Annotated in this window: 25 protein-coding genes; 17 read left to right on the top strand and 8 right to left on the bottom strand. The window is 61.6% G+C overall.

All coding sequences use genetic code 11. The features are described 5' to 3' along the window. The first annotated feature begins 44 nt into the window (after window positions 1-44). The 8 genes from NEZ08_RS19040 to NEZ08_RS19005 all read left to right on the top strand — a co-directional run bounded on the left by NEZ08_RS19040 (window position 45) and on the right by NEZ08_RS19005 (window position 5,943). Window positions 45-833, top strand: coding sequence for an ABC transporter permease (locus tag NEZ08_RS19040; RefSeq protein ID WP_298110251.1), 789 nt, complete (start codon window positions 45-47; stop codon window positions 831-833). Between the two features lie 201 nt (window positions 834-1,034). Further along, the gene (locus tag NEZ08_RS19035; RefSeq protein WP_298110250.1) at window positions 1,035-2,081 is read left to right on the top strand and encodes an ABC transporter substrate-binding protein; all 1,047 of its coding nucleotides are present in this window, start codon (window positions 1,035-1,037) and stop codon (window positions 2,079-2,081) included. 20 nt (window positions 2,082-2,101) lie between these two features. After that, window positions 2,102-2,398: a hypothetical protein gene (locus NEZ08_RS19030; protein ID WP_298110248.1), complete on the top strand. Its 297-nt coding sequence runs from the start codon at window positions 2,102-2,104 to the stop codon at window positions 2,396-2,398. A gap of 31 nt (window positions 2,399-2,429) precedes the next feature. After that, entirely contained in the window at window positions 2,430-3,125 is a 696-nt protein-coding gene (locus tag NEZ08_RS19025) for an NUDIX hydrolase (protein ID WP_298110245.1), read from the top strand. A gap of 277 nt (window positions 3,126-3,402) precedes the next feature. Continuing rightward, window positions 3,403-4,362 carry a polyphosphate kinase 2 family protein gene (locus NEZ08_RS19020; RefSeq protein WP_298110243.1) on the top strand — a complete coding sequence of 320 codons (960 nt, stop codon included), beginning with the start codon at window positions 3,403-3,405 and terminating at the stop codon, window positions 4,360-4,362. 102 nt (window positions 4,363-4,464) lie between these two features. Beyond that, a complete protein-coding gene (locus NEZ08_RS19015; protein WP_298110242.1) occupies window positions 4,465-4,713 on the top strand; it encodes a hypothetical protein in 249 nt (82 codons plus the stop codon). Between the two features lie 230 nt (window positions 4,714-4,943). Next, window positions 4,944-5,135: a hypothetical protein gene (locus tag NEZ08_RS19010; protein WP_298110239.1), complete on the top strand. Its 192-nt coding sequence runs from the start codon at window positions 4,944-4,946 to the stop codon at window positions 5,133-5,135. A gap of 202 nt (window positions 5,136-5,337) precedes the next feature. Then, the gene (locus NEZ08_RS19005; RefSeq protein ID WP_298110236.1) at window positions 5,338-5,943 is read left to right on the top strand and encodes a phasin family protein; all 606 of its coding nucleotides are present in this window, start codon (window positions 5,338-5,340) and stop codon (window positions 5,941-5,943) included. A gap of 301 nt (window positions 5,944-6,244) precedes the next feature. Here the strand turns inward: NEZ08_RS19005 and NEZ08_RS19000 are convergent, their stop codons facing one another. Then, window positions 6,245-6,469: a hypothetical protein gene (locus NEZ08_RS19000; protein WP_298110234.1), complete on the bottom strand. Its 225-nt coding sequence runs from the start codon at window positions 6,467-6,469 to the stop codon at window positions 6,245-6,247. Window positions 6,470-6,956: 487 nt separating this feature from the next. Between NEZ08_RS19000 and NEZ08_RS18995 the strand changes: the two genes are divergently transcribed. The 6 genes from NEZ08_RS18995 to NEZ08_RS18970 all read left to right on the top strand — a co-directional run bounded on the left by NEZ08_RS18995 (window position 6,957) and on the right by NEZ08_RS18970 (window position 11,746). Continuing rightward, window positions 6,957-7,316, top strand: a complete 360-nt coding sequence (locus NEZ08_RS18995; protein ID WP_298110231.1) for a hypothetical protein — start codon at window positions 6,957-6,959, stop codon at window positions 7,314-7,316. A gap of 11 nt (window positions 7,317-7,327) precedes the next feature. Next, window positions 7,328-7,705, top strand: coding sequence for a BA14K family protein (locus tag NEZ08_RS18990; RefSeq protein ID WP_298110228.1), 378 nt, complete (start codon window positions 7,328-7,330; stop codon window positions 7,703-7,705). A 73-nt stretch (window positions 7,706-7,778) separates the two neighbouring features. Then, window positions 7,779-8,225 carry a hypothetical protein gene (locus NEZ08_RS18985; protein WP_298110225.1) on the top strand — a complete coding sequence of 149 codons (447 nt, stop codon included), beginning with the start codon at window positions 7,779-7,781 and terminating at the stop codon, window positions 8,223-8,225. Next, window positions 8,189-8,896: an OmpA family protein gene (locus NEZ08_RS18980; protein ID WP_298110222.1), complete on the top strand. Its 708-nt coding sequence runs from the start codon at window positions 8,189-8,191 to the stop codon at window positions 8,894-8,896. The genes NEZ08_RS18985 and NEZ08_RS18980 overlap by 37 nt, the downstream gene beginning before the upstream one ends. 479 nt (window positions 8,897-9,375) lie before the next feature. Further along, complete coding sequence (locus NEZ08_RS18975) at window positions 9,376-10,935, top strand: 2-isopropylmalate synthase (protein ID WP_298110219.1); 1,560 nt, start codon at window positions 9,376-9,378, stop codon at window positions 10,933-10,935. Between the two features lie 319 nt (window positions 10,936-11,254). Further along, window positions 11,255-11,746, top strand: coding sequence for a hypothetical protein (locus NEZ08_RS18970; RefSeq protein WP_298110217.1), 492 nt, complete (start codon window positions 11,255-11,257; stop codon window positions 11,744-11,746). Window positions 11,747-11,973: 227 nt separating this feature from the next. Here NEZ08_RS18970 and NEZ08_RS18965 read toward each other — a convergent pair whose 3' ends face one another. From NEZ08_RS18965 to NEZ08_RS18950, 4 genes are all read right to left on the bottom strand, one after another. Continuing rightward, window positions 11,974-12,228, bottom strand: coding sequence for a hypothetical protein (locus NEZ08_RS18965; protein ID WP_298110215.1), 255 nt, complete (start codon window positions 12,226-12,228; stop codon window positions 11,974-11,976). An 87-nt stretch (window positions 12,229-12,315) separates the two neighbouring features. Continuing rightward, window positions 12,316-12,753, bottom strand: coding sequence for a L,D-transpeptidase (locus NEZ08_RS18960; RefSeq protein ID WP_298110212.1), 438 nt, complete (start codon window positions 12,751-12,753; stop codon window positions 12,316-12,318). A 104-nt stretch (window positions 12,754-12,857) separates the two neighbouring features. After that, window positions 12,858-13,274 carry a hypothetical protein gene (locus tag NEZ08_RS18955; RefSeq protein WP_298110209.1) on the bottom strand — a complete coding sequence of 139 codons (417 nt, stop codon included), beginning with the start codon at window positions 13,272-13,274 and terminating at the stop codon, window positions 12,858-12,860. A 197-nt stretch (window positions 13,275-13,471) separates the two neighbouring features. After that, window positions 13,472-14,380, bottom strand: coding sequence for a hypothetical protein (locus tag NEZ08_RS18950; RefSeq protein WP_298110206.1), 909 nt, complete (start codon window positions 14,378-14,380; stop codon window positions 13,472-13,474). Window positions 14,381-14,954: 574 nt separating this feature from the next. Here NEZ08_RS18950 and NEZ08_RS18945 point away from each other — a divergent pair. After that, window positions 14,955-15,290 (top strand): hypothetical protein, encoded by a 336-nt coding sequence (locus NEZ08_RS18945; RefSeq protein ID WP_298110202.1) that lies wholly within the window; start codon window positions 14,955-14,957, stop codon window positions 15,288-15,290. Window positions 15,291-15,458: 168 nt separating this feature from the next. On the opposite strand, the gene NEZ08_RS18940 is transcribed toward NEZ08_RS18945, so the two are convergent. Further along, window positions 15,459-15,668, bottom strand: a complete 210-nt coding sequence (locus tag NEZ08_RS18940) for a cold-shock protein (protein WP_298110200.1) — start codon at window positions 15,666-15,668, stop codon at window positions 15,459-15,461. Between the two features lie 48 nt (window positions 15,669-15,716). Between NEZ08_RS18940 and NEZ08_RS18935 the strand changes: the two genes are divergently transcribed. Together NEZ08_RS18935 and NEZ08_RS18930 are read left to right on the top strand one after the other, a co-directional pair. Continuing rightward, a complete protein-coding gene (locus NEZ08_RS18935; RefSeq protein WP_298110198.1) occupies window positions 15,717-16,148 on the top strand; it encodes a hypothetical protein in 432 nt (143 codons plus the stop codon). A 68-nt stretch (window positions 16,149-16,216) separates the two neighbouring features. Then, window positions 16,217-16,468: a hypothetical protein gene (locus NEZ08_RS18930; protein ID WP_298110195.1), complete on the top strand. Its 252-nt coding sequence runs from the start codon at window positions 16,217-16,219 to the stop codon at window positions 16,466-16,468. Window positions 16,469-16,727: 259 nt separating this feature from the next. Here NEZ08_RS18930 and NEZ08_RS18925 read toward each other — a convergent pair whose 3' ends face one another. Together NEZ08_RS18925 and NEZ08_RS18920 are read right to left on the bottom strand one after the other, a co-directional pair. Further along, window positions 16,728-17,390: an SOS response-associated peptidase gene (locus NEZ08_RS18925; protein ID WP_298110192.1), complete on the bottom strand. Its 663-nt coding sequence runs from the start codon at window positions 17,388-17,390 to the stop codon at window positions 16,728-16,730. A gap of 24 nt (window positions 17,391-17,414) precedes the next feature. Beyond that, window positions 17,415-17,816, bottom strand: a 402-nt coding sequence (locus NEZ08_RS18920) for a hypothetical protein (RefSeq protein ID WP_298110190.1), incomplete at its 5' end; no start/stop codon positions are given.

The following is a 17,816-nucleotide window of genomic DNA, read 5'->3' as shown; positions in this document are numbered from 1 at the left end:
ACGGGTCCCTGTCTCGCAGGGACGACCAGGAAATTGAGATAACCATGCCCCGTCTGACGCTCCTATCCCTGCAAGTGCTGGTCGCGGTCGCGGCGCTCGCGTTCTGGCAATTCTTTGCCACCGTGCCGATCCTTGGCCACACGCTGCTGCCGCCGTTCTTCTTCTCCAAGCCGACTGACGTCGGCTGGCAGATCGTCGACTGGTTCGTCACCGGCGTGATCTGGAAGCACTTGGCGATCACGCTCTGGGAATCGATTCTCGCCTTTGCGATCGGGTCGTTCTTCGGCGTCGCGATCGGCTTCTGGTTTGCGCGCAAGCCGCTCGTTGCCGCGGTGTTCGATCCCTATGTCAAGATGGCCAATGCGCTGCCGCGCGTGGTGCTGGCGCCGATCTTCGCGCTGTGGCTTGGCCTCGGCATCTGGTCGAAAGTCGCGCTCGGCGTCACGCTGGTGTTCTTCATCGTGTTCTTCAACGTCTATCAGGGCGTCAAGGAAGTCTCGACCACCGTGCGCGACAACGCCCGCATGATCGGCATGAACGAGGCGCAGCTGATGCGCCATGTCTACTGGCCGTCGGCGCTGTCGTGGATGTTCTCCTCCCTGCACACGTCCGTCGGCTTTGCCGTCGTCGGCGCCGTGGTCGGCGAATATCTGGGGTCGGCGGCAGGCCTCGGTTACCTGATCCAGCAGGCCGAAGGCGTGTTTGATGTGGCGGGCGTCTTCGCCGGCATGTTCGTGCTTTCGGCTTTCGTTATCCTGATCGACATCTTCGTCAGTCTGGTCGAGCGGCGTCTGTTGGTCTGGCGTCCCAATGCCGCCGAGGTGAGGGGATGACAGCAGTCGAGCGGCCGTCATTCGGGGGCGCCCGAAGCCACTTTGCCGCACGCCGTCCCGACGAATGGATTTAGGGCTCGCTCGTTTCATTCGCGCCCCGGAATGAGGAATCGAGATGGTTGCTCGTCTTTCGTTCACTTCTCATCGCGCGCGGCCTGTTCTATCGTGCGCGGAAATTGAAGGATTTGCCGGGAGAAAATCATGAAAATGGTAATTCAGAAATTGGCCGCCGCGCTGATCGCACTCGCGATGATTGCCGCGCCCAATGTCGGTCTCACATCGGCCTGGGCGCAGAGCAAAGTCACGATCGCCGTCGGCGGCGGCGCGTGCCTGTGTTACCTGCCAACGGTGCTCGCCAAGCAACTCGGAGAATACGAGAAGGAGGGGCTTGCCGTCGATATCGTCGACCTCAAGGGCGGATCGGATGCGCTGAAAGCCGTGCTCGGCGGCAGCGCCGACGTGGTCTCCGGCTATTTCGACCACTGCGTCAATCTCGCCGCCAGACACCAGGAGCTGGTGTCGTTCGTGGTCTATGACCGCTATCCCGGGGAGGCGCTGGTGGTGTCACCGAAGCACACCGGTGAAATCAAATCGATCAAGGATCTCGCCGGCAAGAAGGTCGGCGTCAGCGCGCCGGGCTCCTCGACCGATTTCTTCCTCAAATATCTCCTGAAGAGAAACGGCGTCGATCCCACCAGCGTCGCGGTAATCGGTGTCGGTCTCGGCGGCACGGCGGTTGCGGCCATGGAGCAGGGGCAGATCGATGCGGCGGTGATGCTCGATCCTTCCGTCACGGTGCTGCAAGGCAACCACCCGGACCTGCGCATCCTGTCCGATACCCGCACCGGCAAGGATACGCTGGATGTGTTCGGCGGCGAATATCCGGGCGGCGCGCTCTATTCGACGGCGGCATGGGTCGCAGGTCATGACAAGGAAGCCCAGGCCTTGACCCAGGCGATCCTCAACACGCTCGGCTGGATTCATTCCCATTCGGCCGAGGAGATCATGGCGAAGATGCCGCCGGAAATGGTCGGCAAGAACAAGGAGCTCTATCTCGCCGCGCTGAAGAATACGCTTCCAATGTATTCGCAGACGGGAAAGATGGACCCCAAGGGCGCCAATGCGGTGCTCGCGGTGTTCAGCCTCAGTTCGCCCGACGTGGCCAAAGCGAACATCGACGTGACCAAGACCTATACCGACAAGTTCGTCGATCGCGCCAGGAAGACGACGGGCTCGAACGCGAAGTAAATCCGCAAGGAGAGAGACGAATGCGCTATCTCCTGATCCTCGCCCTCATGGGCATGGACGGCTGTTCGATGACCGGCTCGAGCTTCAACACTGCCAGGAACGATTTCAAGGGGCAGCCGCTTAGTGCGGTCGAGGTCAGACTTGGCCCTCCGGAGCAGGAGCAGACGATAGACGGACAAAAGATCTACACCTGGTTCAAGGGACAGGCGCTCAACCAATGCACCATTCACGTCGCTATGGCCGGAGATGTCGTCGATTTCTACCAGACATCCGGTGACCCCAATATTTGCTCCCCGTGGGAATACCGCCCCGCATAAGCAATCCATCGAGCACGCAGAACACCGGGGCATGACGCCGGAAATTCTCCGCATCGCGACGCTTGATCTGAAGGTGAAGCCGTTCGCGTGGCCGTTTGCAGGCGAACGGCGCGGGGAGATCGACGCGCACTTCGCCGGGAAGCAGCGCGAAAAACCCGAGCTCTGGAACGGGCGCGTCCTGCTCGGACGCAATACCGTTCGCAGCGGCGAGCACCTTGCCGCCGATTTTTTCGAGACCGATTTTGCCAGCTTCCTCGCGTGGCGCGACTGGGGCTTTCCGGATCGCGGCATCTTCAACGGCTTTGGCATGGGCGCGCTGCAATCGTCCGACGGCGCGTTTTTGCTCGGCGAAATGGCCGACCACACGTCCAATGCCGGGCGGATCTATTTTCCCGCGGGCACGCCCGATCCTGATGACGTGAAAGACGGCGCCCTCGATCTCGCCGGCAGTATCGTCCGCGAGATCGCCGAGGAAACCGGCCTTGATGCGGCCGACTACAGCATGGACGCCCACTGGACCTGCGTGCTCACCGGACCGTCGGCGGCGCTGATCCGCATTCTGCACGTCGATCTCACCGGCGAGGCTCTGCGTGCGCGCATTGAAGCCAATCTCGCCGCGGAGACGAAGCCGGAGTTGCGCGCCGTGCACCTGGTGCGCCGGCGCGCCGACATCAGGCCGGCGATGCCGGGTTTTGTCAGCGCGTTTCTCGAAAATCAGCTAGCCTAGTGGCGCCGATCTGAAGTCCCTGCACCACAAGCGGCGAATTCGATCAAGGACTTCAGATCGATGAAGCGCTACTCAAATCAATAAGTTAGTTAGTGCCCATGACTTTCCGAAGTTCGCGAAAGTGGGTGCTGAGGCGTAACACGAACTCCGGAAAGCGGGCACTCGTGGCGTGGATTTGACATTCGCTACCCACCTGGCCGCGGGTTCGCAAGGCGGATATCAAATCCCGAACTCCACCGCGATGGAGTACGAACTTCGGAAAGCAGGCACCAGCGTCATGAGCAAGAAGCCGAAGCAGTCTCTCTCCGAGCGGTTGAAGCCGTTTGTGGCCCCGTTCAGCTTCGAGGGCGGGGGCGGGTTTCACCTGAGGTCGCACAAGACGGGCGAGAAGGGGGGCCTCGACAAGGAGGCGGGCGAGAAGATTATCGAAGCCAACAGCAAGCGCCTGAGCGACCTTCAGGAGCGGCTTTACGCCCAGGATCGATGGTCGCTGCTGGTGATCCTGCAAGGCATGGACGCCGGCGGCAAGGACAGCGCGATCAAGCACATCTTCGAGGGCGTCAATCCGCAGGGCTGTGAAGTCGTCTCGTTCAAGCAGCCGACGGTCCACGAACTCAACCACGATTTCATGTGGCGCGCGATGATCGCGCTGCCGGAGCGAGGTCGCATCGGCATCTTCAACCGCTCTTACTATGAGGAGTGCCTAGTCACGCGGGTGCACCCTGAACTTCTGGCAGCGGAGAAAATTCCGCACAAGCTGATGACCGGAAACATCTGGCGGGAACGCTTCGAGGACATCCGCGCGATCGAACGCTATCTGTCGCGCAATGGCACGGTGATCCTGAAATTTTTTCTCAACGTCTCGAAGAAGGAACAGCGCGCGCGCTTTCTCGATCGGCTGGAGCTGCCCTCGAAAAACTGGAAGTTCTCGATGAGCGATGTTTCGGAGCGAACGCTGTGGCCTCGCTACATGGCGGTCTACCAGGATATCATCCGCAACACGTCGACGCCTTACGCCCCCTGGTATGTGGTGCCCTCCGACCACAAGTGGTTTGCCCGCGTGGTCATTGGCTCGGCCATCGTCAGCGCGCTGGAGGGACTGAACCTGCGCTTTCCCCGGGTCGACAAGGCTTCGCAGGAAGAGTTCGCGCAGGTGCGCAAGGCGCTCGAGAATGAAGGCAAGGGGAGCGCGAAGGCCTTGGCCAGGGTGGTGAAGAAGGCTGCCAAGACGACGTAGGAAGAGAACCGACATGGCAGAGCGGGGCGCGGTTTCCCCTTGCCGGGGACGATCGTCTGGGATCAAATCGTGGAACTTCCAATCATATCCCAGGGAGACAACATGCTTAGAAAAATTATGCTGGCGGGTCTCGTTGTTGCATTTGCCGGCGGTGCGGCTTTTGCGCAGGAAAGCTGCGATACCAAGGCGGTCGGCAAGGACGGCAAACCGCTTGCCGGCGCGGCCAAGGCCTCGTTCATGAAAAAATGCATGCACGACAGCTGCGAGACGAAGGCTGTCGGCTCCGACGGCAAGAAGCTCGCCGGTGCCGCCAAGGCTTCCTTCATGAAGAAATGTGAAGCGGGCGGTTAGGCGCGGAAATTCGCTTCTTGGACGGAAAGCCGCCCGATGGGCGGCTTTCTTTTTCGCTTCATGAAAGCGAGCCGAACCGCCAGATGAGGGTTGCGACGAAATAAGGCCAAAGCTCCGCAGTTTGGCCTTGTTCCATCATCGCAGCGGCAAGGAAGTGCCCCATTAATCCCCAAAACCTGTCGCTCTCTGAGGGTATCCAGCGCTGGGACCCATCATGTGAGTGAGTAAAAATGGTACCTGAGAACCAACAGTCGGTCGCGGAAGACGAACTGGTGAGCGTCGAGTTTCAAGAAAGCGTCGCGCACTCCGAAAGGCTCCGCGAGCAGCTGAAGAGCTCGGAACGGCTCACTGAATATTACAATCAGGTTGTCGCCGAGCTGCGTGCTTCGCTGGAAGAGATCGAGCTGCGCGACCAGGCGTGAACTAAAAGACGTTTCGCATTGGCCTCCTCAGGTGTTCCCTTGAGGGGGCCAATTGCTTTTCCGCGTGTGGCTTGCGGCACGGAACAGGGTGATCACATCAACGCCGCGCAACGAACAAGCGGCCACCGCGTTTCAAACGCAATCACGGCGAAGTCCTCCCGTTTGGTGGCCTTGCACAACTGCACGTGACCGGAGTGTGATCATGTCCACGACCCAAGAAGAAAAGTCCGTCAAGCCGCGTTCGCGCAGCCGCAAGGCGGGTCAAAAGGCGGCAAAATTCGAAGCAAAGGCGCAAGTCGCGTCCGACCTCGGGACCGTGGAGGCCGAGCCGGTCAGCGCCATGATCGCCGCGGCGATCGAAGCGGCCGCAACCGAAGTTGCGCAGGCGGAGACGACACCCGCCGAGATGGCAGAAGCCGACGTCGCGCCGGGCGAGGCGGTGCCGAGCGAAGCCGCGCCGGCCGTTTCGGCAATGGAGGAAACTCCGGATGCGGCCCTGAGCGGCGAGGTGCTTCCCCCGGAAGTGCGCAAGCCGCAAGCCCGGGAGGCTGCGCTTTCGGCCATGGCGCTCGCTTATGGCGACTACACGCGAAAATCGTGGGCGGCAGGGCGCTTCCTGCTTGAACGGCTGATGACGGTGCGTTCGTTCGACGAGGCGGTCGAGGTGCAGGGCGAATTCGCCAGGCAAGCCTATGCGAACTTCATCGCCCAGTCGGAGAGGATGTATGTTCTCTACGGCGAATGGGCCCAGCAATTCTTCAAGCCGTATGAAAGTCTCGCGGCTGAATGGACGCGGGCAGGGCGCTGAACGCAATACGCCGCGGGCGGCCGGGGTGAGGAGCGTTCCCACTCCCGCCGGCGCGGTGTGAACAGAACCGCGGTGTGAACAGAACCCGGTCGGCAAGACGGATTGCCGCAAAGTTAGTGGAGTGGATTTGACATTCGCTAACCACGTCCCGAAGACTCCACAAGCGAAGCGAATGTCAAATCAAAGCCCCACTAGAAACCTATATTGCCGGTGACGCTCTGGTTCTAACACTGCATCGGTGTCCATTGAGAAGAGATGCAAATGCTGGAGTTGGACCGCTCGCTTGCCGAGCGCTCCGTGCTCAATCGGCGACCCGGCCCGCGTGGTGCAGCCAGGCATGAATGATCTGCCATTTGTCCCGCCGGCCGGGGCGGAAATCGAGCAGCGGGGAATGCCTGTCCTGAAGCTCGCAGAAGAATTTCAGCGTGTCGCGGGCGGTTGGCTCTGAGGGCGGGTCGATCGGCTGGGCCTGCAGCCAACGATCCCATTCCTGAAGCACCTGGGACTTCCACTGATCCTGTCGCATCGCCGTCGCGTCCTCGTCTTCTCAAGACGTGAAGAGACCCCCTTTTCAGAAAGGGTCCCGGGTCGTCGCGCTGGTCTTTGGGAGTGGGTTCGGGCGAGATCGCCTGTTTCTCAAGCGATCCGGAAGGCCATCGACGCCGCCGTGCCGATGCGTGCCTTCAAACCCACTATGCTCAGGGAGGGCTTAATCGTTTCTAAATGCGTCTGCATGGAAGTCAAGCGATTGGCGCGGATTTGCTTCCAGTATCGCCGATCTGAAGTCCCTGCACCCAAGCGGCGAATTCGATCAGGGACTTCGGATCGATAAAGCGGTCCTGGAATCAATAAGTTTGCGGGAGCCCATGACTTTCCGAAGTTCGTCAAGGTGGTTGCTGCAATGGAGCACGAGTTTCGGAAAGTGGGCGCTAAAGTGCTTTTCGCTCCCGTCATTGTGCAGCCCTTGCTTTGAAACTAACATCGCGCATGCCCGCAGAGTACGGACCAGCGAGATGGCAAAAACCATTGGCCTCATGACACGACGCCTGAATGTCGGTTTGGTGACGATCGCAATGATTTTCGCGAACATCGCCGGCCACGTTGTCTCGGCCAGGGCTCAGCCGGCGGCCGTGCCGACCGGTGCGCCGCTTGTGTTCGGCATGAGCGAGCAGGAGGCCTCCGCCGCGCTTGGCGTGCCCCTGAGTTACGTTCGCGGGCGTCCCGGCAACGAACTCCTGCTGGCGCTGCCGAACGTCAAGGGCAGCGCACTCACGATCCGAAGCGACGGACTCTATCTGCAATTCCGCAAGGGAAGGCTGACGGGATGGAAAGGCGACTGGGGAACGGCCAGGCCGCCTTTCGTAGGCTGGTGAGGTTAAGGGGGATGGATACGAAAACGACGATCCTGGCGGCGGCCTTCGCAGCCACGGTGGCGAGCAGTCCGGTCCGGGCGCAGGTGGTCTATGGCGCCGGGCATGAGCGCTATGGCAACGGCAATACGGCGAGCTTCTTCTTCTACGACAACCGCGACGATCAGCGCGATTTCCCGACCAATGGCGTCTTCCCGGGCAATTTCGCCACCGAGCCGTTTTTCGCAGGTGTCGGCGCCGCCGGATGGCTCGGCAGCAACCCGCAGCATCAGGCGATTCCCTATCCGTCCCGGACCTACTCCGTGCAGGTGCGCGGCTATGTCACCTGCCCGCATACGCGGATCGAGCGGGCGGCCGACGGCCGGCGGTATGTCCGCTGCCTGACTCCATAAGCCTCGTCCTAAACACAAGTTGCGCCCTATTGCGGCCTTGACGTTTTGGCAGCGCATCAGGTGAGATGACGCCATGTTTCGGGCTGTCTTCCTCGCGCTACTGGCCACTGTCGTGGCGGCATGGTCTACCGTGTCGCCCATGGTGTCACCCGCCATGGCCGCCGAAACCGCGAGCTTCGAGAATTCGGCGACGCTGCTTGCGGAAAGTTGCGGCAAGGACATCGAGGCCAATTGCCTCGGCGTCAGTCTCGACGCGCCGCGCTTGCGCGAATGCTTGTCACGCAACGCCGACAGCATCTCACCGCAGTGCCGCACCGACTACATCAAGGCGTTCGACGCGATCCAGAAGCGCATCGCCGCGCGCAGCGCCGTCTGGAGGGCGTGCGACCGCGACAAGCAGAAGATCTGTGCCGACCTGCAGGGCAAACCGGGCGAGACCATTGCCTGCCTTTTGAAGGCGCCGGCGCGAAGTCTCGGCTGGGGATGCAACCAGGCGCTCGGCCAGGCGGGGTATCGCTGATGGGCTTTTCCGGCATCGCGCGGCGCCTCGTTCCGCTGGGCCTTCTCGGAATGCTGCTCGCAGCCGCTCCGCCCGCTTGGTCGCAGGATGCGCCGACGACGGAAGCGATGGTCGCGGCGCTCTCCGGCCTTGAAGCGCCTTCCGATCTCGACGTCGCCGTTCTGCGCCAGCAGGCCGCCGAACGGATCAAGAAAAGGGCCGATCTCGTTGCTCTCAAGCGTCCGCCGCTGTCGCGCGAGCTTAACCGGCTGCCGCATATCGACCTCGACATCCAGTTCAATCCGGACTCGCCGGTGATCCGCCCCGACTCCTACCGCACGATCGGCCGCCTGGCCGATGCGCTGACCACGCCGGCGCTGACATCGTTGACGTTCCTGATCGTCGGCCGCTCCGACGCCAACGGCAAGCGCGACAGCAACATGGCGCTGAGCCAGCGCCGGGCAGAGGCGGTCCGCGATGCGCTGGTGACGACGTTCAAGCTTTCGTCCAAGCGCATTCTCGCGGTCGGTCTCGGCGAGGAGCAGCTGGTGGATGCCAACAATCCGAAGGCCGCGATCAACCAGCAGTCCATGGTCGTCACGCTCCGCGAGATCGCGCCAGTCGCCGGCGGCACAAGCGTAAAGCCGCCGGAAGCGAGCGCCAAAAAATCCTCGCGAAAGGGCGTCAGGTAAGCGGTCCGGGCCAAGCCGGATCGAGCATCGGTTTCCGCTTCGCAAAAGGCTCTTTGGCGAAGGCGAAGGATATGCAGGTTCGAGCCCGCCTGTGGCGGCGAGAGTCCATTTAGGTCAGCTCCGCTGCCCTTCTTTTGGCATTGCGATATTGCGTCGAACTCGTCTAGAAAGGTCGTGAGCGGCGGCCTTCGCAACCAAGCGTCAACGGTTTTATCCGAAGGTTGCCGCAAAAGGGCTCGGCAATGCTGATTCGCAGCGAAATGATCGAAGTCTTGGGGCAGGCGGCCACGCCTGAGGCCCGACGCTCGATTTTGCCTGCGTCGCTGCCCACCCTGCTTCTCGGCGGGCTTCTGCTTCTTATCGGCCCCTGAGGGCCGTCTGGGCGGTTTACGCCTGGGCACTCAGGGGTTCGTACCGCAACCGAGAAACCCTTCAGCGCGCAGGAAATGCGAGCCGCACCGACCCAAAGGAATCAGCAGATGACCCAAGCTCCGAAGTCCGAAAAGGACCGCGTCGTTATCTTCGACACCACGCTGCGCGACGGCGAACAATGCCCCGGCGCCACCATGACCTTCGAGGAAAAGCTCGAGGTGGCCGAAATGCTCGACGACATGGGCGTCGACATCATCGAGGCGGGCTTTCCCATCACCTCCGAAGGCGATTTCCAGGCGGTCAGTGAGATCGCCCGCCGCTCCAGGAACGCGGTGATCGCCGGCCTCTCGCGCGCCCATCCCGACGACATCGACCGCTGTGCGCAGGCGGTAAAATTCGCGAAGCGCGGCCGCGTCCACACGGTGATTGCAACCTCGCCCCTGCACATGCGCGTCAAGCTGAACAAGACGCCGGAGCAGGTGCTCGAGACTTCAGTGGCCATGGTCATGCGCGCCCGCAACCAGATCGACGACGTCGAATGGTCGGCCGAGGATGGCACGCGGTCCGAGATGGATTTCCTGTGCCGCATCGTCGAGGCGGTGATCAAGGCCGGCGCGACCACGGTCAACATTCCCGACACCGTCGGCTACACCGTGCCGGAAGAGTACACCGCCTTCATGCGCACGCTGATCGAGCGGGTGCCGAATTCCGACAAGGCCGTATTCTCGGTTCACTGCCACAACGATCTCGGCATGGCAGTGGCGAATTCGCTGGCCGGCGTCGCCGGCGGCGCGCGCCAGGTGGAATGCACCATCAACGGCATCGGCGAGCGGGCCGGCAACGCCGCGCTCGAAGAGATCGTGATGGCGATGCGGGTTCGCAACGACAAATTTCCGTACTGGAACAAGATCGACACCACCAAACTCACCGCCGCATCAAAGCTGGTGTCGGCGGCGACCTCATTCCCGGTGCAGTACAACAAGGCGATCGTGGGACGGAATGCGTTCGCCCATGAGAGCGGCATCCATCAGGATGGCGTGCTGAAGGATGCCTCGACCTACGAGATCATGAAGCCGGAAATGGTGGGCCTGAAACAGTCCTCTCTGGTGCTCGGCAAGCACTCGGGCCGTCATGCCTTCGTGCACAAGCTGGAAGAGATGGGCTACAAGCTCGGCGCCAACCAGATCGAGGATGCCTTCGTGCGGATGAAGGCGCTCGCCGACCGCAAGAAGGACATCTACGACGAGGACATCGAGGCGCTGCTGGATGAGGAGATCGCGGCCGCGCACGATCGCATCAAGCTGACCTCGCTGACGGTGATCGCCGGCACGCACGGGCCGCAGCGCGCCACCATGAAGCTCGACGTCGACGGTCAGATCAGGATCGAGGAAGCCGAGGGCAACGGTCCGGTCGATGCGGTGTTCAACTGCATCAAGCGTTTGGTACCGCACGAGGCCAAGCTCGAGCTGTACCAGGTTCATGCAGTGACCGAAGGCACCGACGCCCAGGCCGAAGTGTCGGTGCGGCTCGCGCATGAGGGCCGATCGATGACGGCGCGCGCCGCCGACCCCGATACGCTGGTGGCCTCCGCCAAGGCCTATCTCGGCGCGCTGAACAAGATCGTCATGAAGCGTCAGCGCGACATCCCGGCGCAGGCGGCGGGTTAACGACGCCGCGCTCGTTCCGAGGGCGGGCATCGAACCCCGATCCGGCGACGTGATCCCGACGCTTGCCTTCTTGCGGGATGCGCCGTCGCGCCAAAATGGCGAAGCTATTGGCGTGGACGGCGCGGCGCGGTTCCATTTTTCCTGACGTTCGCGCGGCGCCGCAGGGGTCCGGAGTCCGTGCCGGGAGGCGCGGTCCCGGAACGAATCCCCTCACAAATCACTGATCTGCGATGGAACCTGGAACCCTATCTGCGGCGGGACGTTTGTTGCCCGCGACCGGGCACGCCCCGGGGAGGAATTCAGCAACGGAGAAGAGCGAATGAACCCAGGAAAAATTGCGACCGCAGCCACGACTTTCGCATGTGCGACTTTGCTTTCATTGAGTTGGTCGGTCGGCAGCGCGCAAGCGGTTGAAAAGGCCCAGACGCGGGTCAGCCATGCCAAGGTTTCGAAACACGTTGCGGTCTCGCACCGCCACATGCGCTATGCCCGGCATGGCTATGCGCGCGGCTATGGGCGTGCACCCAGTTATGGACCTGGCCCGGGATACGGTTATGGGCCTAACCCGGTCGCCGCGGGCGCCAACGTCGCAGCCGGCGCCGTGAACACCGCAGGCGCGATCGCCGCCGGCGCGATCGGCACGGCGGGCGCCATCGCCGCCGCTCCGTTTGGCGAAGGTCCCTATGCCATGGGCCCCGGCTACGAGGGTCCGTATTATGCATCGAGCAATTGGGGCGACTACGAGTGCCGTCCGGGCGTAGGCCCGTATGATTGCCGCCCCTACGCCGCGAAGGACTGGTATCACCGCTGATTGAGCTTTGGCTGACGACGAGCGGAGAGGCGGCCGGACGGCCGCCTCTTTTCGTTATCGCCCTTCGTCGTCGTCATGGCGCGTCGGCGGCCTGTGGTCGGAACGCGCAAGCAATCTTCCTCGGAGCCGCGCGTCGAGCATCGAACCGGATTCGATCGAACGGTTCGACCGATCGCTGAGAATGGATCGCGGTCTCGCTCGCTATGCTCGCGGTCCGGGATGACAGTTCAATTCAACCGCATGCACATCCTGGAGTGCTTGCGCCAGACGTAATACGTACCGCAAGGTGGCTGCGGATGTGCGCCGGCGGGGCATTCGTTCCAGGCCACCGCGCCGGCTTCCCAGCCGTTCACGACGCAGCCGCCATTGACGGCGGCGTGGCAGCCCGGGCCGCAGCCATCATAGGCCTGCGCGGCGCCAGGATTCAAACCGAGCCCGAGCCCAAGCCCAAGCGAGAACAGCGCGGCGACAAGCAGTCTCATGTGATTCCCTCCCGTATGCCGGCCGGATGGCGGCGATCGCATCTTAAACCTGCCGCTTTGCCGTCAGGTTCCAAGCAGGAAGGCAATTTACGGGACGATCTCGATCGTCGTGTTCTGTTTTCCTTCCGCCCGGATCAGTTCGAAAAGGGAGCGCGCATGATCAGGACTGAGCCTGATGCAGCCATGCGAAACCGGTCGCCCGAGATTGCGCACTTCAGAGGTACCGTGAATGGCGTATCCGCTGTGAAAGAAGATCGAGTACGGCATCGGCGTGTAGTCGTAGAGCTTGGAATAGTGCATCGTCTCGAGAGAATATGGCTTGTAGGTCCCGACCGGAGTCCGGTAGCCGCGTCGCGCCGTCGAGACTCTCCATTCGGCAAATCGAGCACCATCGACCGTGACGTTCATCGTCTGGCTTGAAAGCTGCACTTGAACCGCAACCTCGGCGAAGCCGCTGTCGCAGGCCACCAACAGCAAGACAATGGCGGAGGCAGACGCCATCGCCCTGGAAAATGATCGGGGCATTGCTCAACGGGGTTCGCAATGGTCGTGATTGCCGGCGCCGCAAGTCGACCGGATGGTCGAATGCGGAGCCTATATGCGCGCAAGGGCAGGAGAGCGTTGAAAGCTCACCGATGGCGGTAATGGTGATGCCGGACGTAACCGCGGCGATGGACGCCGTAGGGACGGGCATAATAGCGGTAGCGCGGATATGTGTAGTACGGCGTGTAACCGCCATAGTACGGCGCGTAATAGCCGGTGTAAGGATACGGATAGGCGTAGGGATAGCCGTAGCCGTAGTAGTAGGCCGGACCGCCATAATAACCGTAGGCGCCGCTCGCGATTGCTCCACCGATCAGCGCGCCGGCGATTGCTCCGGCGCCCCAGCCCCAGCCGCCGCGCCAATAGACCGGTGTCGGCCTCTCCACGGCCGACTTCATCGCGGAGATGTTGGTCGGCAGCGGGGCCGCCGTTGCCACACCGATTTGCCCTGCAAGCAGCGCCGCTGCCAAACCACAGGCCAGTGACTTCCCGAGAACGCGCATGACCGCCCCTCTTCTTTCATTCGGACAAATACAAAAAGCCTTGCTCAAGCTTCGCCTAAACGCTCTCACGCAAGGAACCTTCGCTCCTTGACCTAGCTCAAATTGCAAAATTGGCGGTTTGCCAGACACTTTGAGGCTGATGGAGCCGCTCCGCTGCGGGCCGGCCCGACAGGCGCGCCGAGGTAAACGCGACGTCGTCAGTTGCGCGCGAAGTAAAGGGGAGTCCTCAGTGTCAACTGGTAGGCGGGTTTGGGCATCCACATGATTTCCAGCATCACGCCGAACAGGCGGTTGTCATTGTCATCCATCCGATCCAGGTCGAAGCGCGCGACCGGCTGGGTCAGGGGATGTACCGGCGTGAAGTTCAGAAGCTCGGCGCCGCCAAATGATTGCACGCCGAGGCGTCCGGTGAATTTCCAGTTGTTCGGCCATTGATAGTAGCCGCCGACGTACCCGATCGTACTTGGATGGATGTTTGCCAGCGCAGTGTTGAGCGAGACGCGGGTGTCCTGCACGCCGGCAAGCAATCCGCGCGTCTCGTCCTTGTCGAAGGCATAGTCAAATTCGAGGATGTTGGTGAATATTGTCGTCGAAAGCGGGCTGCTGTTGGGCACCGACTGCGTAATGGTCGGCTGCCATGTGATGGTGGGAATCGATCCGCCGTCCTGCTTGTAGAGATCCGCCTGGAATCCGATGTTCCAGCTTGTGATCGCCGGCGTCGACCAATCGCTGACGGGTGTGCTGATCGAGCTTGCTGAAACGCCGGCATAGAGCGACACGCGGTCGGTCACGTCGATGGTGAGGGGAAGATCGACGACGGCACCCTGGATCGCGGGCAGGCTGATCCCGCTGGGGTGCGGCAAGGCCGTGCCGTTGGCGAGCAGGACGCCTTGCAGATTGGGAAACAGTGCCGAATTCCCCAGTCCAATGGGCAGCGCTCCGGCCGGAAGCGACACATAGCTCGATTTCATATCCAGGTAGATCGACGGCGTCGCGTCCGACTGGCTCGTTGCGCCGCTGTCGTCATCGCCGTCCTTTGCAGATGCGGCACAGACGCACGCGACGCAGGTTGCGACGAGGGCGGCGGTTCGCAACGGAAACGGCATCGGGATCGGTCTTCCAACTCGTGTTCAGGCAGGCGTCCTCACGCCTCTCCCGGTCTTGTCGGGCGATACTCTCCATCCGGCGTCCGGCCGGCACAAGCCGCAAGGCGAACGGCCTGATGAGAAATCCTCAAGGAATTGGTTGGGCGTCAAGTGCTCCGGGCGGACGGCAGGCTGGTGGGGGGTCATCCTGCGCGCGGTGCAATGATGCGCGCCGACCTTGGTCCGAAGCGTTCGGAGAAGCGACGCGCCTTTCGCGCGAGCTTGGATGGTCCCGGCACCGCATCACCGAAGCGCGGGACCATCCGTCGCTCTCCCCCCACGGGGCAGTCCTGGGGAGCACGGGTCAGTTTGCCCGGCATCTTGTTGCCATTGAGCCTTTTTCACACGGGCAAAGGGACTAGTCCTGATGCCCCGGGGGACGCAGGGCCGCGCCGCTGCAATGCGCGGCAACGATCACTCGTCCGCAGACGAGCGGCGGAATGTTAGGAGATCTACAATCATAACCGTGAGTATCTCGTTCCGGCACTCGGCGGTTTCTTGTAGTCTCGCGCTTCGAGAGCCGAAGGACCGCTTGATGCCAGACTCTGTCTTCCGCGCGAACATCGACCACTTTCTCGAAACCCTGGATGATTCCGATCTCGCGCCGGAGAGCTATGCGGCCATCGTCAAGCGGCTCGTCGAGGAAGAGGACAAGCTCGGCCGTTATCAGGAGCAGCTTGAATTTGCAGAAAGCAGGGCGGCGAACGGCCGGAGCCGGCTGGATCGGCTTCGTTGGATGCGCGACGGAGAAGTTCATCCGGCCCAGCGCGCAGGACTGGACCGGCTCATTGCGACATTCGAACTCACCCAACGCCTGCTGGACAATTTCTGTCGTCAGTTGCGGACGCAAGCCTCGACCTCGCAACTTTAGCTCGGATTGTGCCGAATAGCCGGAGCCGGTGGCAATGCGGGGCCATCTCCCTCATTTTCTCGCCATCATCGCACCGGCAACGATGCTCGCCAAACGGAAAACCCGCCCAACCCCGAGGGTTGAACGGGCACAGCTTTCCAGTACATCCGTGGAAAGACGTCGTCTGCCTTACGCCAGCGAAAGATTGTCTGCGCTGACCTTGCCGCGCATGCGGTCGGCCTTGATCTCGAACGTCACCTGCTGTCCCTCGGCCAGTCCGGAAAGCCCGGCACGCTCGACGGCGCTAATGTGCACGAACACATCATTGCCGCCCTCGTTCGGCTGGATGAATCCGAAGCCCTTTTGGCCATTGAACCATTTCACAGTACCTGTCGTCATTCTCTTCTCCAAAGCGCACGTGCGCGTTTTCGCGCGACAGTCGCGCGAATGAATTCAACTTCGTCGATGTCTTTGGAAAAGGAGCCCGCGGGCGCATTCAACAAGGCACAGCGGCTAATCGAACAAAAAGCTATATATACTCTTTTCGCGATTTTACAAGCAGTGCGGGGCCTGCGGCAAAATCCGCCGCTTCAATGCAACAAGCAGCACGGCGGCGGCGCACCGAATTCGAGGCGCCGTCACGAGCAAATCCAGATGATCACGATCGTCATGGGAACAGCGGCACCCAAGGCGCCGCCGATCATCAACGCGAACGCCGACAGCAGGTTTGCTTCGGCGGGTCCCTCATTTCCCGACATGCCGTTGCCCCATCGAGCCCCAGCCCCGCGGGCAGGGTGGATATTCATGGTTAACAAAGGGTTAACGGAATCCGAAAAAGGCCGCATTTGGCTCCGGAAGATGCCGGACTTCGGCCCTTAAAATTGCCGCAGGAATCGGCGGAATATCGACATGGGCGGGGTTTTGAGGATTCAGGGGAGTTCTCGAACATGTCTCTGCAATTCCATCAGGCCGTCGAAAACATGGACGTATGGAGCGCCAGCTGCGCCGACGTTTCGTTCGTCATTACCTTCGCAAGTCCGTCAGGTCCCGGCTTTCACGGACGTCGCGGCTTCCTTGCATCATGGCGCCCGGACCATTCGGGAATAGGCGCGATCAAGGTCATCGGTTCGCCGTTCGATACATTCACCGAGGCCGAGGGCGCCTGCAACACGATGCTTGGCGTATTGGAGAACGGGTAGCGCTCCGATTCCGAAGTTCGCAGGATATCGCGGCGGCCTCCGATGCGAACTTCGGAATCAAAGGAGCTCTGGCAACTTATTGATTTCTGAGTAGCGGCTTTGAATTTGAAGTTCCTATGACGAACTTGCAGCGAGACCGATAGGAACTTCAAATTCGCCGCACCGGTGGAGTGGATTTGACATTCGCTACCCACCTGGCCGCAGTTCGCAAAACGCGATGTCAAATCCTGAATCGGACCGCTCACTCTGCGTCCCGCATTCATGCGATGCCCGGATCTTCCTTGTCCGGACCACGCATCACGATTTTCAACTGATCGTCCGGCAGTGGCCGTTGCAGGGCCTTCGCTTCGTCCCACGGCGCGCGCAGCCAGACGTCGCGCTCCTCGTCCGTGGTCAGGATCACCGGCATGGCCTTGGGATGGATCGGTTCGACCACGGCGTTCGGTGACGTCGTCAGGAAGCCATAGACCTGATGCGGTCCGGGCACCGGCTTGGACTTTGTGCCGCGATCGCCGTCGAACGTGGTCCAAATCCCGGCGAAGGCGGTGAGGGGACGGTCGTCGTCGAGTGCGAACCAGACCACGTCCTTCTTCTTCGTCTCGGGATTTGTCTCCGGCGCGTATTCCGCAAAGCTGTTGAACGGCACCAGGCAGCGGTTCTCCGGCTTGAGCCAGCCGCGCCAATGCGGCGATGAGGTGTTGCGGATGTTCGTCACGGGCGGTCCGCCGCTCCGCGGCGGGGGCGGCATTCCCCAGCGCATCATCGCCAGTTCGGTCCCGGTACCGGTATTTCGGACCACGGGGGCAGGATAGTCCGGGAAGACGCCGGGCATGGGCGCGAGATTGCCGACGTAACGGTTAACCACGCGAAACAGCGCGATGATGGCAGCCTGGTTGGTGGTGATGCTATAGAGATTGCACATCGGTGAACCAGCGACGTTCGAATGTCATATCGTAGGCGCATTGCCTGCTGTGGAAAGAGAGATAACAACATGCGATCCATTTTGATCATCGCGATGTTGCTTGGCTCGATCGCCCGGGCTGAAGCTATCGACCGTGACAAGTGGGTTGCGCAGACCGCAAGAGCAAGCAAGGCCTGCCAGGCCAAATTTCGAAAGAAGTTCGGTGACGCGGAAGGCCACAATTTCGCAGACTGTATCACGGACCAGAACAACAAGGCGGTGGACACCTGTACCGGGGACAGCGAGTTTGCCAACTGTGTCCGGGAACGATCCTTGAAAGTATTGGAAGTGTGCGACCTGTCCGGATGCTGAGGCAAATCGCGCCGGCCCTGTTGGGGGACTCAATCGGCGATTTTCAATGTCGGTTGCGCCTGCACACCGAAACGT

The organism is Bradyrhizobium sp., assembly GCF_027451485.1.
Taxonomy (GTDB): domain Bacteria; phylum Pseudomonadota; class Alphaproteobacteria; order Rhizobiales; family Xanthobacteraceae; genus Bradyrhizobium.
The sequence above is the reverse complement of the archived record's forward strand: the minus strand, read 5'-3'. Positions and strand labels throughout refer to the sequence as shown.

Coding starts and splice junctions, on each gene's coding strand:
- NEZ08_RS19040 (WP_298110251.1), top strand. CDS start 45: ATGCCCCGTCTGACGCTCCTATCCCTGCAAGTGCTGGTCGCGGTCGCG.
- NEZ08_RS19035 (WP_298110250.1), top strand. CDS start 1,035: ATGAAAATGGTAATTCAGAAATTGGCCGCCGCGCTGATCGCACTCGCG.
- NEZ08_RS19030 (WP_298110248.1), top strand. CDS start 2,102: ATGCGCTATCTCCTGATCCTCGCCCTCATGGGCATGGACGGCTGTTCG.
- NEZ08_RS19025 (WP_298110245.1), top strand. CDS start 2,430: ATGACGCCGGAAATTCTCCGCATCGCGACGCTTGATCTGAAGGTGAAG.
- NEZ08_RS19020 (WP_298110243.1), top strand. CDS start 3,403: ATGAGCAAGAAGCCGAAGCAGTCTCTCTCCGAGCGGTTGAAGCCGTTT.
- NEZ08_RS19015 (WP_298110242.1), top strand. CDS start 4,465: ATGCTTAGAAAAATTATGCTGGCGGGTCTCGTTGTTGCATTTGCCGGC.
- NEZ08_RS19010 (WP_298110239.1), top strand. CDS start 4,944: ATGGTACCTGAGAACCAACAGTCGGTCGCGGAAGACGAACTGGTGAGC.
- NEZ08_RS19005 (WP_298110236.1), top strand. CDS start 5,338: ATGTCCACGACCCAAGAAGAAAAGTCCGTCAAGCCGCGTTCGCGCAGC.
- NEZ08_RS19000 (WP_298110234.1), bottom strand. CDS start 6,469: ATGCGACAGGATCAGTGGAAGTCCCAGGTGCTTCAGGAATGGGATCGT.
- NEZ08_RS18995 (WP_298110231.1), top strand. CDS start 6,957: ATGGCAAAAACCATTGGCCTCATGACACGACGCCTGAATGTCGGTTTG.
- NEZ08_RS18990 (WP_298110228.1), top strand. CDS start 7,328: ATGGATACGAAAACGACGATCCTGGCGGCGGCCTTCGCAGCCACGGTG.
- NEZ08_RS18985 (WP_298110225.1), top strand. CDS start 7,779: ATGTTTCGGGCTGTCTTCCTCGCGCTACTGGCCACTGTCGTGGCGGCA.
- NEZ08_RS18980 (WP_298110222.1), top strand. CDS start 8,189: ATGCAACCAGGCGCTCGGCCAGGCGGGGTATCGCTGATGGGCTTTTCC.
- NEZ08_RS18975 (WP_298110219.1), top strand. CDS start 9,376: ATGACCCAAGCTCCGAAGTCCGAAAAGGACCGCGTCGTTATCTTCGAC.
- NEZ08_RS18970 (WP_298110217.1), top strand. CDS start 11,255: ATGAACCCAGGAAAAATTGCGACCGCAGCCACGACTTTCGCATGTGCG.
- NEZ08_RS18965 (WP_298110215.1), bottom strand. CDS start 12,228: ATGAGACTGCTTGTCGCCGCGCTGTTCTCGCTTGGGCTTGGGCTCGGG.
- NEZ08_RS18960 (WP_298110212.1), bottom strand. CDS start 12,753: ATGCCCCGATCATTTTCCAGGGCGATGGCGTCTGCCTCCGCCATTGTC.
- NEZ08_RS18955 (WP_298110209.1), bottom strand. CDS start 13,274: ATGCGCGTTCTCGGGAAGTCACTGGCCTGTGGTTTGGCAGCGGCGCTG.
- NEZ08_RS18950 (WP_298110206.1), bottom strand. CDS start 14,380: ATGCCGTTTCCGTTGCGAACCGCCGCCCTCGTCGCAACCTGCGTCGCG.
- NEZ08_RS18945 (WP_298110202.1), top strand. CDS start 14,955: ATGCCAGACTCTGTCTTCCGCGCGAACATCGACCACTTTCTCGAAACC.
- NEZ08_RS18940 (WP_298110200.1), bottom strand. CDS start 15,668: ATGACGACAGGTACTGTGAAATGGTTCAATGGCCAAAAGGGCTTCGGA.
- NEZ08_RS18935 (WP_298110198.1), top strand. CDS start 15,717: ATGAATTCAACTTCGTCGATGTCTTTGGAAAAGGAGCCCGCGGGCGCA.
- NEZ08_RS18930 (WP_298110195.1), top strand. CDS start 16,217: ATGTCTCTGCAATTCCATCAGGCCGTCGAAAACATGGACGTATGGAGC.
- NEZ08_RS18925 (WP_298110192.1), bottom strand. CDS start 17,390: ATGTGCAATCTCTATAGCATCACCACCAACCAGGCTGCCATCATCGCG.